The following is a 16,864-nucleotide window of genomic DNA, read 5'->3' as shown; positions in this document are numbered from 1 at the left end:
GATCTAGGCATCGATCGCAGCATTACCTTCCTGTTAACCGATGGGAGTCAATATGCTGCGACGTCAATCTCTCGGGCGGCTCTGCCTGGCTGGCGCGGCCGCCATAATCACTCCGCTCGTCGCGTTCGGCGCACCATCGGCGGCGGGACAGCCCGCCCCGGAACGCGCCGAAGTGGCGGCGGCGGTACCGCCCCTGGACCAGCTCACCGTCAGCACCACCCAGGTCGCGTTCGGCCTGCAACGGCCGACCGCCATCTTCGCGCCCGACGACGGCAGCGGCCGGCTGCTGATCGCCGAGAAGCAGGGCACCATCCGGGTCTACCACCCGGACACCGGGCTGGCGGCCGAACCGCTGCTCAACATCACCGACCGGGTCGACACCTCCGGCAACGAACGCGGGCTGCTCGGCCTGGTCACCACGCCGAACTTCGCCCAGACCCGCACCCTCTACGTCGCCTACACCGCGCTGCCCGAAGGCACCGTCACACTGTCCCGGTTCACTCTGGACAGCGCCGGCCAGCAGCCGATCCCGGCGAACCGCGAGCAGGTGGTGCTGACCCAGGCGCACTCCCAGTTCTCCAACCACAACGGCGGACACGTCGCGTTCGGCCCCGACGGCTACCTGTACTGGAGCATCGGCGACGGCGGCGGCTCGGACGACGTACTGAACTCCGGGCAGAACCTCGGAACCCTGCTCGGCAAGATCCTCCGGCTGGACGTGAACCGCGCCTGCGGCACCCAGCGCTACTGCGTACCGGCCGACAACCCGTTCGTGAACACGGCCGGAGCGCGGCCGGAGATCTGGACGTACGGGCTGCGGAACCCGTGGAAGTTCTCCCACGACCTCGGCGGTGACGGCTCGCTCTGGATCGCCGACGTCGGCCAGGGCACCTGGGAGGAGATGGACCACCTGCGGGCGAACCAGGGCGGCGCCAACCTCGGCTGGTCCTGCCGGGAGGGTCCGGTGGTGTTCAACCAGGCCCGCTGCCAGGCCGGCGCCCAGTACGTCGAGCCGGTCTACTCGTACCGCACCTCGGCCGAGGGTTGCGCCGTGATCGGCGGTTACGTCTACCGGGGTGACGAGTTCGCCGACATCGCGACCGGGACGTACCTGGCCACGGACTACTGCTCCGGCACCGCCTTCGTGGTCCGTCCGCCGGCCACCCCCGGCGGGGCGTACGCCACCCGGGCGCTTACCGAGCTGACGATTCAGCCCACCAGCCTCGGACAGGACGCCAACGGCGAGCTGTACCTGGTCAACGACCTGCCCGGCCAGCTCCACAAGATCTCGTTCGGCACCACCGCGCCCCCGGCCGCCTGCCGGGTCAGCTACCGGGTCGACCAGCAGTGGGGCACCGGCTTCAACGCCACCGTGACCGTCACCAACACCGGCACCCAGCCGGTCAGTGGCTGGACGGTCGGCTGGACCTTCCCCGCCGCGCAGCGCGCCGGCACCTTCTGGAACGCCTCCGGCACCCAGCAGGGCGCCGTCGTCACGGCCCGCAACGCCACCTGGAACGGCAACATCCCACCCGGCGCCACGGTCCAATTCAGCTTCCTCGCCTCGAACACCGGCCCGAACCCCGCACCCACCGCCTTCACCCTCAACGGCAACGCCTGCACCTGAGATGTAAGGAAGGGGCCCTTCTTATCGTTTTCTGTATAAGAAGGGCCCCTTCCTAACACCCTTCCTCACACCCCGGGCGGGCGGAAGGTGCGGCGGTAGGTGGTGGGCGGTACGCCGATGCGCTGGTGCAACTGCTGCCGTAGCGCGGCGGTGGTGCCGAAGCCGGAGCGGCGGGCGACCTGGTCGACGTTCAGGTCGGTGCTCTCCAGCAGCAGGCGGGCGTGGTCGGTGCGCTGCTGGAGCAGCCAGCGGGCCGGGCTGAGCCCGGTCTCCTCGCGGAACCGCCGGGTGAAGGTCCGCACGCTCATGCTGGCGTGCGCCGCCATCTGGGACAGGGTCAGCGGCTCCTGCAACCGGTGCTGCGCCCAGTCCCGGGTCCGGGCCGTACCGTTGGCGGTCGCCTCGGGCAGCGGCCGTTCGATGTACTGCGCCTGGCCGCCCTCCCGCCACGGCGGCACCACACAGCGCCGGGCCGACCGGTTGGCGACCCCGCTGCCGTGGTCGGTCCGGATGACGTGCAGGCACAGGTCGAGCCCGGCGGCGACCCCGGCCGAGGTGAGCACGTCACCGTCGTCGACGAAGAGCACCTCCGGATCGAGCCGTACCTGCGGATGCATCCGGCGGAACCGGTTGGCGTACGCCCAGTGGGTGGTCGCCGGGCGACCGTCGAGCAGGCCGGCCGCGGCGAGGACGAACGCGCCGGTGCAGATGGACATGAGCCGCGCACCCCGATCGTGGGCCCGCCGCAGCACCTTCCGGATCTCCGGATCGAGGCTGCCGTCGGTCAGCGGTGCGCCGCCGTGGACACCGGGCACGATGACCGTGTCGGCGTCCTCGACGATCTCCAGCCCATGCTCGGGCAGCACCTGGAACCCGGCGCTGCTGCGTACCGGCCGGCCGCCGGGGGTGCAGACGGCGACCGTGTAGAACGGCACGTCGGCGTCGTCCCGGGCGGTGCCGAAGACCTGCGCGGGAGTACCCAGGTCGAGCCCGACCACGGAGTCGAGGGCGAGCACCGCGATCCGGTGCGGACCCGTCCGTTCGGCGGTGACCATCGTCACGTTCTCCTCCTGCTCCGACGTCGTTGGCCCAATTCTTGCGCATCGTGGCTCTCCGGCCACTCGTCGGCCCGGCCGGCGAGCCGCAGACTCGGCAGGTGACCCGTATCCGCCGCCTGCATCCCGCCTGGCTGGTCGCCGCCGTCGCGTTCGTCGCGTTGGTCGGCGCCGCCGGTTTCCGTGCCACCCCGTCCGTGCTGCTGCACCCGCTGCACGAGGAGTTCGGCTGGTCCCTGGCCACCATCTCGACCGCCGTGTCGGTCAACCTCATCCTGTACGGCCTCACCGCGCCCTTCGCCGCCGCGCTGATGGACCGGTTCGGCATCCGACTCGTGGTTGCCGGTGCCCTGACCCTGGTCGCCGCCGGTAGCGGGCTGACGGTGTTCATGCGGACCAGTGCGGAGCTGATCCTGCTCTGGGGCGTGTTCGTCGGGCTGGGTACCGGGTCCATGGCGCTCGCCTTCGTGGCCACGGTGACCGGGCGGTGGTTCGTCCGCCGACGGGGCCTGGTGACCGGGGTGCTCACCGCCGGGGGTGCCGCCGGCCAGCTGGTCTTCCTGCCACTGCTGGCCAACCTCGTCGAGGCGTACGGCTGGCGCACGGCGGCACTGGTGGTGGCGGGGGCGGCGCTGGCCGTCGTACCCCTGGTCGGATGGCTGCTGCGCGACCACCCGGCGGATCTCGGCCTGCCGCCCTACGGGGCGACCGAGGTCGTCCCGGCGCCGGCCTCGCACGGAGGAGCGGCGGCGCGGGCGGTGGGCGCGCTGCGCACGGCGGCCCGGACCCGGGCGTTCTGGCTGCTGGCCGGCGGATTCGCGATCTGTGGCGCGTCGACCAACGGACTGGTCGGTACGCACTTCATCCCGGCCGCGCACGACCACGGGATGACCGAGACCACCGCTGCCAGCCTGCTCGCCCTGGTCGGCCTCTTCGACATCGTGGGCACCGTCGCCTCCGGCTGGCTGACCGACCGGGTCGACAGCCGGCTGCTGCTCGCCGGCTACTACGCCCTGCGGGGTGCGTCGCTGCTGGTGCTGCCGAGCCTGTTCGGCGACTCGACCCAGCCGAGCATGCTGGTGTTCATCATCTTCTACGGCCTGGACTGGGTGGCCACGGTGCCGCCGACGGTGGCGCTCTGCCGGGAGTACTTCGGCGCGAGCGGAGCCGTCGTGTTCGGCTGGGTCTTCGCGTCCCACCAGGTCGGCGCGGCGATCGCGGCCACCGGCGCCGGGCTGGTCCGGGACCAGCTTGGCAGCTACACCCTGGCCTGGTACGTCGCCGGAGCGCTCTGTGCCGGCGCGGCGGTGTTGTCGATGCGGCTTCGCCGCCCGGAGCGGCCGCCGACCGCGACCCCGGATCGTCCGTCCGGGCCGGCTGAGCCGGGCTCGGCGGGCGGGGTGCCGGTCAGTCCGGCCGTTGCTCGATCCACTGCTGGTTCGGCGTCGCCTGACAACTGAACTGCCGCATCCTGATCCCCGGCGCCAGGTTGGCGGCCGGCAGGTCGAGGCACTTGCCGCTGTGCACGCTGACCAGCATCGTCGTGCCGGCGGCGGTGCGGACGAGCCGCCAGCGCTGGTCGGGCTGGCCGGTGCACGACCACTGCTGGACGGGGGCGCCGTCGGCCAGGCTCGCCCCGTCCACGTCGAGGCACTTGCTGCTGGCGGCGTTGACCAGGGCGAAGACGTCGCCACCGACCGGGGTCGGCAGCCAGCGCTGGCTCGCCCCGGCACCGCAGGGCACCTGGTGTACGTCGGCCCCCTCGGCGACCTCGGTCCCGACGATGTCCAGGCAGAGGGCGGAGACGGCCGAGCGGAGCAGCCGTGGACCGGTGGGGCCGGGCGTTCCGGCCGGGGTGCCGTGAGGTGTCGGGGTCGGGGTCGGGGTGGCTGCCGGGTGGCTGCCGGCCGCCGATCCGCCCGGGGTCGGCACCGGCGAGCCGGCGCTGGGGCTTCCGGCCGGTGCGACCCGGACCGGTCCCGCCCGGCCCCCGTTCCCGGAGAAGACCCCGGCGGCGAAGAGCACCCCGAGCAGGACGCCCGCGCCGCCGACGGTGAACGCGGCAAACAGCAGCGGGTCGTGGGGCAGGCGCCGGTTGCGGCGTCCGTAGACGGTGCCGCCCGGCGAGCGGCCCGGTTCGTCCTGCCAGGGTGTCTCATACCTGGGCATATGCCATGGTTACCCACTGTGGCGACCCGAGGCCAGTCGGCCCGCCGATGGTCCGGCGGGGTGCTGGACGCGAAGGTGTCGGCAGGCTGACCGAGCAGTGACGGAAACCCGACAGGCGACTACTCATTGTCACGACACGATTACTCCATGAATAGTGGCGTAATCACCCTGGTGGTCTCCGGGCCGGTCCCCGGAAGCGTGCGCGGCGATGCCGAGTCGGCAACAGCGCTGTTCAGGGAGCTGCACGCCCGGACCATCCTGCACGTCGCCAGGCCCGATGTCGATGAGCCCACCCGCGGTGGCGAGTCGTTCGGCGGTGAGTCGTTCGGGGGCGGCGAGTCGTCCGGCGGCGAATCGTTCGGGGTCGGCGACGTCGGAGACCCTGCCGGCCGCACCGGAGACCCTGCCGGCCGCACCGGAGACCCTGCCGGCCGCACCGGAGACCCTGCCGGCCGCACCGGAGACCCTGCCGGCCGCACCGGAGACCCTGCCGGCCCCGCCGAGACCGCCGAGCGGCTCAGCCGGCTCGGGTACCCCGGCCCGAAGGGCACCGCCGGTGCGCTGGCCGAACTGGTGGTCACCGGTCTCTTCTCGGCGACCACCGTTGCCGCGCTCGCCCAGGTCGCGGTCGCCTTCGTCCAACGAGGCGCCGCCCGGCGGATCATTCTCCGGGACGGACGCCGGAGCCTGACGATCAGCGCTCCCAGCGAGGAGACCGAGCGGATGGTGACCGAGTGGCTCGGTGTGCCACCAACCCAGAGCGGTGCCGGGTCCGGTGCGGATTAGCCCGCCGGCCGGCCGCTACGCGCTGCTCATCGCCGTAGGCGAGTACGACGACCCGTCACTGGCGCAGTTACGGGCCCCGGAGCAGGACGTGGAACGGCTGGCGGCGGTGCTGGAGGACCCGACCGTCGGGAACTTCACGGTACGCACCCAGCAGGACGCCCCCGACCACGAGGTACGACGGGAGATCGAGGATCTGCTCACCGACCGGGTCGACGACGATCTCGTACTTCTCTACTTCTCCTGCCACGGCATCGTGGACCCGTTCCACCGGCTCTACTTCGCGGCCGCCAACACCGTCCGGACCCGACCGGCCAGCACCGCCATCTCCCGCTCCTTCGTCAACGAGCAACTGGAGGCGTGTCGCGCCGCGGCCAAGGTGCTCGTGCTGGACTGCTGCTTCGCGGGCGCCTTCGCCGAAGGATTCAAGGGCGCACCACAGGGTGCGTTGGAGGGCCAGGCCGGCCGGGGCTACGTGGTGATCAGCGCCTGCGACAGCTACGAGTACGCGTTCGAGTCCGACGGCCTGGTCGAGTCGGCGCCCCGGGGGTCGATCTTCACCGACGTACTGCTGGAAGGGCTGGCCACCGGCGGTGCCGACCTGGACGGCGACGGTCGGATCGGCGTCGACGAGCTGTTCCGGTACGTCCACGACGGAGTGGTACGCCGTCGGCCGGACCAGAAGCCGAAGTGGAGCGCCTACAACGCCGAGCCGCACATCTACCTGGCCACCGTGCCGGCGCCGGCCGGTCGGCCCGGTGCGGGGGGCGGTGGCGGTGGCGGGGTGGCCAAGGCCGCCACCGGTGCCGCGCCCCGGCGCACCAACTACAACCGGCACCAGGCGATCGTCGCCCGCGGGTTCCGGGCCGGCGCGGACCTGGTCCGCCGGACCTACGGCCCGCTCGGCCGGCGGGTGCTGGTCGAGGACGCCGCCGGGGCGTACCACGAGCTGGGCGACGCGGCCAGCGTGGTGCGGCAGTTCACCGCGTACGACACCCGGGACGCGATCGGTGCCAGCTATGTCCGCGAACTGGTGGAGGGGGTCCGGCACCGGGTCGGCGACGGTGCCACCGGTACGGTCGTCCTTGCCCAGGCCATGATGGACGGCGCCTCGGCGGCGCTCCGGGCCGGCGCGAACCCGGTGGCGCTGTGCCGGGGCATCGAGTCCGCCGCCCAGGCGGTCCTCGCCGAGCTGGCCGATCTCGCGGTGCCGGTGGAGACGAAGGAACAACTGCGGATGGTTGCCACGATCGCCTCCGGTGACGAGGTGGTCGGCGACCTCGTCGCCACCGCGATGGAACGGGTGGGCAAGGACGGCGTGGTGATCGTCGAGGAGAGCAACCTGTTCGGGCTCGAACTCGAACTCACCAAGGGGATGCGGGTGCCGGCCGGACACGTCTCGCCGTCCTTCGTGACGGACCCCGAGGGCGCCGAGGCGGTGCTCGACGATCCGTCGATCCTGATCGTCGACCAGCGGTTGGCGGCCGTACCCGAGCTGCGACCCTTCCTGGAACTGGCTGGCCGCGAGGGTCGCCCGCTGGCGATCTTCGCCCGGGACGTCCGGGACGCCGCGCTGACCGCGCTGATCGTCGGGAAGATGGAACAGGCCCTCAGCGCGGTCGCCGTACGACTGCCCTGGCCGGACGAGGAGCGGTGCGGGGTGATGGCGGACCTGGCGCTGCTGACCGGGGCCACGGTGGTGCTCGACGCCGACGGAGGGCTCGCCGCGGCCACCGTGCAGGTGCTGGGCAGCGCCCGCAAGGTGATCACCACTCGCCGGGACACGACCGTGGTGGACGGCGCAGGGGACGCGGATCTGAACCGGCGTCGGATCCAGGGCCTCCGGGCCGAGTTGGACCGGCACGTGGGCGACGAGGAGCGGGAGATGCTGCGGGAGCGGCTGTCCCGGCTCTCCGGTGGGGTCGCGGTGATCAGGGTCGGCGAGTCGACCGAGGGACTGCTGAAGAAGCGTCGGCGCCAGATCGACGACGCGGTACGCAACGCGAAGGCGGCGGTCGAGTGGGGACTGGTACCGGGCGGCGGGGCGGCACTGCTCACCGTCGCCGACCGGATCGGCGCCCGGCTGTCGCGCAGCGGGGACGAGGCGCTCGGCTACGCGGTGGTGCTCGACGCCCTCGTCGCACCGTACGAGGAGTTGATGCGCAACGCGGGGCGGGATCCGCTGGCCGGTCCGACCGACCTGTGCCGGCGCGGGCCCGGGGTCACCTTCGACGTCGTAGCCGGGGCGTACGTGACCGCGTTGGACGCCGGCATCGTCGACGCCGCCGCGACCCTGCGGCAGGCGGTCACCGCCGCGGCCGGAATGGTGTGCCGCTATCTCATGATCGGCTGACGGTACCCGGGGCACCACCGGCCCCGAGGGCTGGGCGGTGGCCGGCACCGGAGTAGTTCCGGCGCCGGCCCCAGCCCATGCTGCTACGCGGTGCCGCCGACGTGCAGCAGGTCAGCGAGTCGTTCGGCGACCGGTCCCGCCTCCAGGTGCAACCAGGACACGTTCAGCCGGTCGTCGCCGAGCACGGCGAGCAGAACGTGGTCGCTCACCCCGTACACGGTGAAGTAGCCCTGGTGGCTGTGGACGGTCAGTTCGCGCAACGGGCCCTGTTGCAGGGTCAGACCGCACTGCCGGCCGAGCCCGAAGGTGGTCGCCGCGAGCGCGGCCAGGTCCAGGGGCTCGGGCCCGGCGGTGAGGTCGTGTCCGATCAGGCGCCCGTCGACGCCCGCGAGGACGGCACCCCGTACCCCAGGCACCCTGTCCCGCAGCACGCCGAGTTCGGCGTACACGGCCGACTGGCCCGGATGCGCGTGCCGACCCGTACCTCCGAGCGCGTCGGAGGACGACCGGGAAACCTCGTCGAGGACCACCTCCGGCATCACCTCTCCATCAACGCTGTCGAGTCCCGCACCCGGATGGCGGCGCGGCAGCGGGCTGTCGAACAGTTCCGTTCCGGTGTCGTGGGAGTGGGTCACGGTCAGCACCGCTCCTCGACCTGGCGCGACCGGCGCGCGGCGGATGGGAGGTCGACCGGGTGGCTGGCCGAAGCGGAACGACGGATGGGCTCCTTGCCCGCGCGGGAACTCAGCGGCCGGGTCAGGTGGTGGTTCGCCACTGGCAGCGCCTCCATTCTTGATGTGAACGTCACTGCCCGTAGTGCCCTCATCCTGGACGGCGAGGTGGGGCGGCGGCCGGTCCGACGCGCGAGTGCCCGTGCGTCGAGGGTGGCATGTCGGGGGTGCAAGTTGCATCTCGCGAGACAGTAATTGTCTGTGCAGCTAACTTACTGTTGACCCGTCCGTGATGGAACAGGGCGATACGACCGATGTTGCGCCACATCGGAGGTCGCTGTCCATACCGCGCCACTGCGCACAGTGACGAAAGCGGAGAGTAGTCGCGGGCCGCAAACCGACGCGTACATCGGTCGGCGTCGCCGGCCGGAGGTCGCGGTCGACCGGTGGACGGTGCCGGCGAGGCGGTGTCACAGTGCACGACGAGGGACGTCGCAGACTGCGACCGTCTGACGCGCTGCCAGGGGAGAGGCGCTGTGTTGGCCATCGGTGCCCGACGCGAGAGATGACACCTTCCGGCCGCCGGGTCAGCCTCGGACCGGGCGGAGGACTACCTGCTCCAGGTCTGGGTGGCGCCGCTCGGCCGTACCGAGATCCTGCGCGGAACGGCCGCCGCAGTTGTGGTGCCGAGCCTGGAGTGGTGCTGCCGACCCTGGGGTGGGGGCGAGGCCTGGACGGAATCCGGGTCGCGCTCGGAGTCGGTTTAACGCGCATCGGACGGATTGTCCGACATCGTCGTCTTGGCGGGCCGCATGCTTCTGTGGTCGGTCCGCCGCGTGGTCCGACGTCCGGTGGGCCCTCCCCGCCGGTCAGGGCGGTGGACCGGTCAGCGGTCGGCGTACCCGCGACGTTGCGGGGAGCCGGCTTCGAAGAGGCCCGGGGCGGGTGCCCGCAGCCGGCCGTCACCTTCCCCCGTAGCTGACGGCCGATCCCAGCCCGCCCCGGTGCCAATTCCGCATCCCGCCCGATCGGCGGTCTCGAATCAATCGAGCATGGCGGATGGACAGTGGCCGTGCTCCGCTCGACTCGGCGGTGCCGACGGTCGGTCGTCCGGCCCTCCGGCGAAGTCCGTACGGTCATCCGGAGGCCGGGTTTCCTGATTGAGGATATCCAGCGGGTCCGTCCGTGCTATACCGTGACTGGGTGAGAGTCGAGCGGCACTGGTGGAACGGCGATCGGGGTCTGCGCTCACGGCGCGACGTGTACATCCGTACGGATGGGCAGCGATGGGAAGTAGAGGCCCAGATGGGCGGCGCCGACGGGCGCTCAAAGGTGCAACAGTGCCCCGGCGAGGCGTCTGCGCGCATTCTCGCGGACGCCTGGCTCGGCGGGCGCCCTGAGTGGCGCGAAATGGCGCTCTGAGCGGATCGGCGTTCGGCGCGGCCGGTCGTTGATTCCGGCGGCGCCGACGTCCGCACCGAGGTAACCAGGTACCCGAATGGCGGCCGGTGCAACTCCAGCCGCCATTCGGGTGGCCATCCCGGTTTGTCTCCACCTCGCTGGCGCGCGGACCGTTGACCGGTGCCCGCCCGCCGCGAGGCCGACCTGCTCAGCCGGTGCGGCGGTTGCCCCACTGCCGGGGCCCCTGGACCGAGCCGCGGCCACCTGACTGCTTGGTGGTGCCGTGTGCCCGCTGTTGCGCGGCCGGCCCCTTGCCCTTGGCCCGGCGGGCGGCGCGGTTCTCGAAACCGGGTTCCTCGTCATCCGCCTCGGCCGCGTCCGGGTCCACCGGCTCGGGCGTTCCGGCATCTGCGGCGCCGGCTTCGGCGCTTCCCGTCGCGGGGGATCCCGTCGAGGCGTCCGTGGGACGTTCGACCTCGGGTTCTGGTTGGGCCTGGTCGGCCCGGGGAGTACTGGAGTCCGGCATCGGAAGCCCCTCGGATTCGTCGTGTCTGAGCGAAAGCTTGCCGGGGGCGTGACAGCCCACGACCCTGGCAGGCCCACGGCGGGTCATGCTACCCCGGACGGGTTCCTTCGGATTTCCACCGGGAGATCGACGCTGGATTCCGATCCTTCCGGCCTCCGCGTCGGACACCATTAGCGGAACCGCCGCCGCCGGCCAAGGCACTTTCCGTAATCTGCCAAAGGAGTGCCGCTTCGGCGCCCATCCAATTGCGTCGAGTTACTATATAAACACTCATGGTGATCAATGTCTCGACGATGATCAGCGGGGTGGGGCTCGTGGCGCGGGAACGAAACGGGCAGTCGACCGGCATCGGGCGGCGGATCGGGGACCTCGACCGCAGCCTGCTCCTACAGTGTCGGACCAGCCAGGTCACCCAGCTGGCCGAGGCGACCGGCCGGGCGGGCGGCGGCCTGGTCATCACCGCCGAGCGGGGCAATCTGCGTGGCTGCCTCGACCGGGCCCGGCACCTGCTGGAGGTGGATCACCACCGCGCTCCGCTGCTGCTGGACGCCGCCCGGTACGCCGGGGACGGCCGGTCGACCGCCGCCGCCCCGTTCGACCAGCGGTGGATCCAGTACCAGCGGGAGCTGGGGCTGCCGGTGTTGACCGACTCGGGCTACCTCGCCCCGGACGACATGGCGGGACTCGTCGGGATCCTCGAACGCGCCGCCCGGCTCGGTGACGCCATCGCGCTGCTGCCGATGCACCCGGCCTGGCTCGCCGACCGGTACGCCCGGCAGACGCTGCTGCGGTACGTGACGGCCCTCGGCGTACCGATCGCGATCGTCCTCGAGGAACCCGTCGACCCGTTCGAGCCGGTCGGGGCGGTGCGGGGCCTGCTGCAACTCCTCGGCTGCGGCGTACCTGTGCTGCTACTCCGGTCGGACCTGCCCGGCCTCGGCGCACTCGGCTCCGGGGCGGCCGCGGTGGCGATCGGCACCGAGCCGGGACTGCGCCGGCTCGACCCGCGCCGGCCGACCGGGTACCTGCCACCGTCCCGGGCCGCCCGCCCGTCCGCGCTGATCCGGCAGTGCCTCTCGTACCAGCCGCTGGCGGTCATCGAGGCGACCATGCGCCGACACCCGGACAGCGGCATGTGGCACTGCGGCTGCCCGACCTGCGCGGGACGAGACCTGAACTGGCTGGTGAGCCGACCGGAGGCGGAGCGGGACGGCGTGGTGCTCCGGCACTGTGTCGACGTCCTGCTCGACCTGCGTACGGAACTGACCGGCCCGTCCGTCCAGCTCAACCAGTGGAGCTGGCGGGCCCGGTGCGCGGCCGCCGCCTCCCGGCGCCGCGAGGTGGGCTGGGACCGACTGCCTGCGCTGGACCACTGGCAGGAGGCGATCACACCGCCGACCTCGTCGAGGACGGCCGTTCCGACGTCACGCCGATCGGGCGGGGGGTCGCGGTTCTCCCGGACGACGCCACCGCGCTCGGCCGCCTGACCACCCCGGCCCGCCTGACCACCCCGGCCCGCCGGATGGCCCGGCCCGCCTGACCACCCCGGCCCGCCGGATGGCCCGGCCCGCCGGAATGGCCCGGTTGGTTCGGGCGCTCAGGCCAGGGCCATCCGGGCCCACCGGCTCGGGGTGAGCGTGAGCACCCGGAACGGACAGTTCCGGTCGGTGAGCAGGGTGTACGCCTCGATCGCCCGTTCGGCGGCGTCCTGCGCCTGCTCGGCCCGGGTCATGCCCCGACCCCGGTTGCGGAACAGGGCGCCGTAGAAGGCCGAGCAGAACACCCCACTCTCGTGCCAGCCGATCTGCGCCGAGGTGCCGATGTAGGTGACCTCGTCCTGGAGACAGTCCCGGACCGCCTTCTGCCAGGCTCCGGTGCCGGTCTTGCAACCGTCGGCGAGGATCGCGTGCGCCGAGATCCCCCGCCCCCGGCTGGCCGCCTCCTCGCCCAACGCCTCCAGCGAGATCTTGGTCCGGCCGTCACTGCTCGCGAAGGTGGGCGTACTGCTGTGATCACCGTGCGCCATCACGTGCAGCACGTCGCAGGAGGCGGTGAACGCGGTCAGCACCGTGTCCGGGTCACGCGACCGGACAAAGTCGATGTCGACGATCGGCTGCTGGTGCTCGGCGTTGATGTTCTGGAGCGTCGACTGGACGAACGTCATCGCCGCGTCGAACGAGGAGTCGAGCCCGATGTCCAGCAGACTGACCCGCTTCGCCTTCATCGCCATGGCGACCTCCCCCGAGTGCGATCATCGTGCACGCTACTCCGGCCGCGCCAGCACCGCCCGGCGCCGGCACCGGGGTCGGGGCCGCGCCCGGTCTTCCGGTGGGACCCCGCCCGGCGATCAGTCCACGATGGCCGAGTAGACGAGCTGACGCAGCTCCGCGCGCAGCGGGTAGGTGCTGGACGGGACGAGCTGGGTGAAGAGCAGCGCGGTGACCTCCTCGACCGGGTCGACCCAGAACGCCGTACTCGCCACGCCGCCCCAGTAGTACTCGCCGACGCTGCTCGGCGTCCGGCTGGGCACCGGATCCTCCACCACCGCGAAGCCGAGCCCGAACCCGATCCCGTCGAAGGTGGTCTCGGCGAACCCTCCGGTGGAGAGCCGGCCCAGATCCTGCCCGCCCGGCAGGTGGTTGCGGGTCATGAACCGGACGGTACGGGGACCGAGCAGCCGTACCCCGTCCAGTTCACCGCCGCGCAGCAGGAACTGGGTGAACCGGTGGTAGTCGGCGGCGGTCGAGAGCAGGCCGCTCCCTCCGGCGAGCAGTGTCGGCTTCTCCAGCGCCAACCGGCCGATGGCGTCGTACCGGACCGCCTGGCCGCTCGTCGGGTCGGGGGCGTAGCAGGCGGCCAGCCGCTCCGCGTCGGGGCCCTCGGCCCACCACCGGGTGTCCGTCATGCCCAGCGGGCCGAGGACCCGCTCGGCGAGGAAGGCGTCCAGCGACTGTCCGGAGACCACCTCGATGAGGCGGCCGAGCACGTCGGTGGCGACCGAGTAGCCCCACGCGGTACCGGGCTGGAAGAGCAGCGGCAGCCGGGCCAGGCCCGCGGTGGCGGTGGCCAGGTCGAACCCGACCGGGGGGTACAGGTCGAACCCGGCCGCCCGGTAGAGCCCGTCAACCACCGAGGTCTGGAGGAAGCCGTACGTCAGGCCGGCGGTGTGGGTGAGCAGGTGCCAGACCCGGATCGGCTCGATCGCCGGCACCGTGTACGGCTTCAGCGTCGATCCCCGGTCGTAGACCCGGACGTCGGCGAACTCCGGCAGCCAGCGGCTGATCTCGTCGGTGAGCTGGAGCCGTCCCTCCTCCCAGAGGATCATCGCCGCCACCGACGTGATCGGCTTGGTCATCGAGTAGATCCGCCACAGCGTGTCGGGCTCGACCGGCTTCCCGGCCTCCCGATCCCGGAGCCCGTACGTCGAGACGTGCGCGATCTCGCCGCGTCGGGTCACGACCAGTTGCCAACCGGCCAGCGCGCCGGTGTCCACATAACGGGCGAAATGCGCGTCGATCCGGGCCAGCCTCGCCGGGTCGAAGCCGACCTGACCAGGGTCCACACTGCGCTGGAGGCTCATTCGCCGAACCCTACTGCCAGGGCGGAAACGGCGGCAACGACCCGTCGCCGCCGTGGTCGGGACCGCTCAGCCGGCGCCCGGCGTGGGCTGTCCGGGGTTCCGGTCCCGGGCCGGGCCGGTCGACCGGGTCGGGCGCCAGTACTGGCGCTTGTCCTGGTCGCGTACCACGACGCCGAGCCGGGCCAGATCGACGCGCAACTCGGCCACCTGGGCCCGGTCCTTCTTGCCCAGCGCCCGCTGTCGCGCCTTGAGCAGTGCGTCGGCGCCGGCCGGCAACTCGGCGCCGGCCGGCAACTCGGTGCCGGCCGGCAACTCGGCCCCGTCCGCCACCCAGCGCCGGTAGTCGTCCCGGTACGGGTCTCCGTCGGCGGACCAGCGGTAGCCGTACGCCTCGAAGGCGTGCCGCAGCCGGTCGGCCGACAGGTCCGACGACTCCCGGGCGAGTTCCTCGGTGTCGACGCCGAGCAGGACGAGGTGCTTGCCGTCCCGGAAGACCACCCCGACCCGGTCCCGTTCGACGTGCCGGACGGTGTCGTCGCCCCGGGCCAGGGTGACCCGGTCGGCGGCAACGGTCACGGTCAGCCGTTCGACGGCGGCCATACCGGCGACGACCAGGCCGCCCAGCACGCCGAGCAGCAGCGCACCGCCGGTGGCCCATGGCTCGTCGATCGCGTCCACCAGCAGAAAGGGCCCCCGCATCGGAATCCACCGGATCGACGCGATCCACCCCGCCGACCACTGGACCAGCCAGAGGAGGCCGGCGCCGAGCAGCGGGAACGTGATCCAGACCAGGGCCACGGTCCTGGTCGGTTCGGCGACCACGATCCCCGACCGGGCTGGCGTCGCCGGGTCACCGGCGGCGGACGTACCGTCCGGGGCCATCTCAGGAGACCTCGCGGCGGATCGTCCGGACCAGCCCCGCGACCAGCGGCACCAGTACCCAGACCGCGACCGAGACCCCGAGTCGGGCCCACTGCCCGGCGCCGAGTTCGCCGGCGCCCGGCGGTTCGATCAGCGGGGCGGTGGTGAGGCCGGTGTCGAGCCAGGCGGCGGCGGTACGCAGCCCGCTGATCATTCCGCTGAGGATGGACCACGCGATGGGCAGCACCAGGGAGAGCACGATGGCGACCGGCGTGTTCTGGAACAGCAGGCCGAACGCGATGCCCATCAGCACGCTGACCACCTGGAACACCGCCGCGCCGAGCAGCGGCATCGGCACGGCGGACCAGAGGTCGTCGGCGCCGCCGAGGCTGGCGATCAGGGTCCCGACCGCCGCCGTACCCAGGGTGACCAGCGCCGAGATCAGGCCCGCGACCACCCCGGCGGCCAGCTTGGCGACGACCACCCGGTGCCGTTGCGGTACCAGGGCGAACGTGGTGAGGGCGGTGCGCTGGGAGAACTCGCTGGTGACCAGCATGATGCCCAGGATCGGCAGCAGGATGCCGACCGGGAACTGCGACAGCGCGAAGAAGTTCGCGAACTGCTGGTCGGCGTCGGGGGTGAAGACGAGCATCACGGCCACGATCGCCACCGAGACCAGGCCGATGGTGATCAGGAGCCAGTAGCCGGCCCGGGTGTCGGCGAGTTTGCGGAGTTCGACCCCGGTCAACCGGAGCAGCGAGGGTCGGCCAAGGTCCGCCCCCGGCCCGTCCACCGACCGGTACGCGGCCGACCTGTCCGTCGCGTCCGGTCCGGCGGAGGGGGCGGTCGACGCCGACGTGGTGTGGGTGGTCATTTCACGGCCTTCCGTGGTCATTTCACGGCCTCCCGTACGGAATCACCGGCGGTCAGGGACAGGAAGATCTGTTCGAGGCCGGCACTCTCGGCCGGGCGTAGCTCCAGCAACGCCACCCCGGAGTCGGCGGCGGCCTGCCCGACCGCACCGGGCTCGGCCCCGACCAGCAGGCCGCCGTCGGTGCTCGACCGCACCGGCAGTCCGGCCCGGTCGAGGGCGGCGCGGAGCGCCTCCGGGTCGCGGGCCCGGACCAGCGCGCCGGCCCCGGCCAGCAGTTCGTCCTTGCTGCCCTGCGCGACGACCCGGCCGGCGCCGATCACCACCAGCCGGTCGGCCACCGCCTCCACCTCCCGGAGCAGGTGCGACGAGAGCAGTACCGTGCCGCCCCGGTCGGCGAAGTCCCGGAGCAGGCCGCGCATCCAGTAGATGCCCTCGGGGTCGAGGCCGTTGGCCGGCTCGTCCAGGATCAGGACCCGGGGGTCACCGAGCAGCGCCTGCGCCAGGCCGAGCCGCTGGCGCATCCCCAACGAGTACGCCCGGACCCGGCGCTTGGCCGCGACCGCGTTGAGGCCGACCTGGTCGAGGCATTCGTCGACCCGACGTCGGGGCACGCCCATGATCCGGGCGGAGAGGGTCAGCGTCTCCCGACCGGTCCGGCCGGGGTGCTGGGCCCCGGCGTCGAGCAGCAGTCCGACCTGACGTCCCGGATTCGGTAGCTGACGGTAGTCGACGTTGTTGACCGTGGCGGTGCCGCCGGACGGCGGGGTGAACCCGCAGATCATCCGCATGGTGGTGGACTTCCCGGCACCGTTCGGGCCGAGGAAACCGGTCACGGTGCCCGGCTCGCAGCGGAACGACACGTCGTCGACGGCGGTGTGCCGCCCGTACCGTTTACTCAGTCGCTCGACGGTAATCATGCGGTTCAGCCTGCCCGCGCCGACCGGTCGGGCGCTGCGGCCAGCGG

14 protein-coding genes are annotated in these 16,864 nt (G+C 72.2%); 5 read left to right on the top strand and 9 right to left on the bottom strand.

The annotated features are described in order from the left end of the window. Nucleotides 1-52 precede the first annotated feature (52 nt). A complete protein-coding gene (locus tag ACFP2T_RS17195) occupies nucleotides 53-1,627 on the top strand; it encodes a PQQ-dependent sugar dehydrogenase (RefSeq protein ID WP_377422605.1) in 1,575 nt (524 codons plus the stop codon). A 65-nt stretch (nucleotides 1,628-1,692) separates the two neighbouring features. Here ACFP2T_RS17195 and ACFP2T_RS17190 read toward each other — a convergent pair whose 3' ends face one another. Further along, nucleotides 1,693-2,682, bottom strand: coding sequence for a GlxA family transcriptional regulator (locus ACFP2T_RS17190; RefSeq protein ID WP_377422882.1), 990 nt, complete (start codon nucleotides 2,680-2,682; stop codon nucleotides 1,693-1,695). Between the two features lie 101 nt (nucleotides 2,683-2,783). On the opposite strand from ACFP2T_RS17190, the gene ACFP2T_RS17185 reads away from it, so the two are divergent. Then, the gene (locus tag ACFP2T_RS17185; protein WP_377422603.1) at nucleotides 2,784-4,142 is read left to right on the top strand and encodes an MFS transporter; all 1,359 of its coding nucleotides are present in this window, start codon (nucleotides 2,784-2,786) and stop codon (nucleotides 4,140-4,142) included. On the opposite strand, the gene ACFP2T_RS17180 is transcribed toward ACFP2T_RS17185, so the two are convergent. Then, nucleotides 4,090-4,851, bottom strand: coding sequence for an RICIN domain-containing protein (locus tag ACFP2T_RS17180; RefSeq protein WP_377422601.1), 762 nt, complete (start codon nucleotides 4,849-4,851; stop codon nucleotides 4,090-4,092). The genes ACFP2T_RS17185 and ACFP2T_RS17180 overlap by 53 nt on opposite strands. Before the next feature lie 147 nt (nucleotides 4,852-4,998). Between ACFP2T_RS17180 and ACFP2T_RS17175 the strand changes: the two genes are divergently transcribed. Continuing rightward, the gene (locus ACFP2T_RS17175; protein WP_377422599.1) at nucleotides 4,999-5,637 is read left to right on the top strand and encodes a hypothetical protein; all 639 of its coding nucleotides are present in this window, start codon (nucleotides 4,999-5,001) and stop codon (nucleotides 5,635-5,637) included. After that, on the top strand, nucleotides 5,627-7,987 hold the full coding sequence (gene groEL, locus ACFP2T_RS17170) for a chaperonin GroEL (RefSeq protein ID WP_377422597.1): 2,361 nt from the start codon (nucleotides 5,627-5,629) through the stop codon (nucleotides 7,985-7,987). The genes ACFP2T_RS17175 and groEL overlap by 11 nt, the downstream gene beginning before the upstream one ends. An 83-nt stretch (nucleotides 7,988-8,070) precedes the next feature. Here the strand turns inward: groEL and ACFP2T_RS17165 are convergent, their stop codons facing one another. Beyond that, nucleotides 8,071-8,622, bottom strand: coding sequence for a roadblock/LC7 domain-containing protein (locus ACFP2T_RS17165; protein WP_377422595.1), 552 nt, complete (start codon nucleotides 8,620-8,622; stop codon nucleotides 8,071-8,073). Nucleotides 8,623-10,267: 1,645 nt separating this feature from the next. Next, on the bottom strand, nucleotides 10,268-10,585 hold the full coding sequence (locus ACFP2T_RS17160; RefSeq protein WP_377422593.1) for a hypothetical protein: 318 nt from the start codon (nucleotides 10,583-10,585) through the stop codon (nucleotides 10,268-10,270). Between the two features lie 272 nt (nucleotides 10,586-10,857). On the opposite strand from ACFP2T_RS17160, the gene ACFP2T_RS17155 reads away from it, so the two are divergent. Further along, nucleotides 10,858-12,072, top strand: a complete 1,215-nt coding sequence (locus tag ACFP2T_RS17155) for a hypothetical protein (RefSeq protein WP_377422591.1) — start codon at nucleotides 10,858-10,860, stop codon at nucleotides 12,070-12,072. Nucleotides 12,073-12,182: 110 nt separating this feature from the next. Here the strand turns inward: ACFP2T_RS17155 and ACFP2T_RS17150 are convergent, their stop codons facing one another. The 5 genes from ACFP2T_RS17150 to ACFP2T_RS17130 all read right to left on the bottom strand — a co-directional run bounded on the left by ACFP2T_RS17150 (nucleotide 12,183) and on the right by ACFP2T_RS17130 (nucleotide 16,817). Further along, the gene (locus ACFP2T_RS17150; protein ID WP_225945536.1) at nucleotides 12,183-12,815 is read right to left on the bottom strand and encodes a hypothetical protein; all 633 of its coding nucleotides are present in this window, start codon (nucleotides 12,813-12,815) and stop codon (nucleotides 12,183-12,185) included. Between the two features lie 117 nt (nucleotides 12,816-12,932). Next, nucleotides 12,933-14,165 carry a serine hydrolase domain-containing protein gene (locus ACFP2T_RS17145; protein ID WP_377422588.1) on the bottom strand — a complete coding sequence of 411 codons (1,233 nt, stop codon included), beginning with the start codon at nucleotides 14,163-14,165 and terminating at the stop codon, nucleotides 12,933-12,935. A gap of 66 nt (nucleotides 14,166-14,231) precedes the next feature. Then, nucleotides 14,232-15,047 (bottom strand): YqeB family protein, encoded by an 816-nt coding sequence (locus ACFP2T_RS17140; RefSeq protein ID WP_377422587.1) that lies wholly within the window; start codon nucleotides 15,045-15,047, stop codon nucleotides 14,232-14,234. A 1-nt stretch (nucleotide 15,048) separates the two neighbouring features. Then, nucleotides 15,049-15,921: an ABC transporter permease gene (locus ACFP2T_RS17135; RefSeq protein ID WP_377422585.1), complete on the bottom strand. Its 873-nt coding sequence runs from the start codon at nucleotides 15,919-15,921 to the stop codon at nucleotides 15,049-15,051. Further along, the gene (locus tag ACFP2T_RS17130; RefSeq protein ID WP_377422583.1) at nucleotides 15,918-16,817 is read right to left on the bottom strand and encodes an ABC transporter ATP-binding protein; all 900 of its coding nucleotides are present in this window, start codon (nucleotides 16,815-16,817) and stop codon (nucleotides 15,918-15,920) included. Before ACFP2T_RS17130 ends, ACFP2T_RS17135 begins: the two co-directional genes overlap by 4 nt. Nucleotides 16,818-16,864 lie beyond the last annotated feature (47 nt).

Source organism: Plantactinospora solaniradicis (genome assembly GCF_042658085.1).
GTDB lineage: Bacteria > Actinomycetota > Actinomycetes > Mycobacteriales > Micromonosporaceae > Plantactinospora > Plantactinospora solaniradicis.
This window is presented reverse-complemented; position numbering and strand designations above follow the sequence as displayed.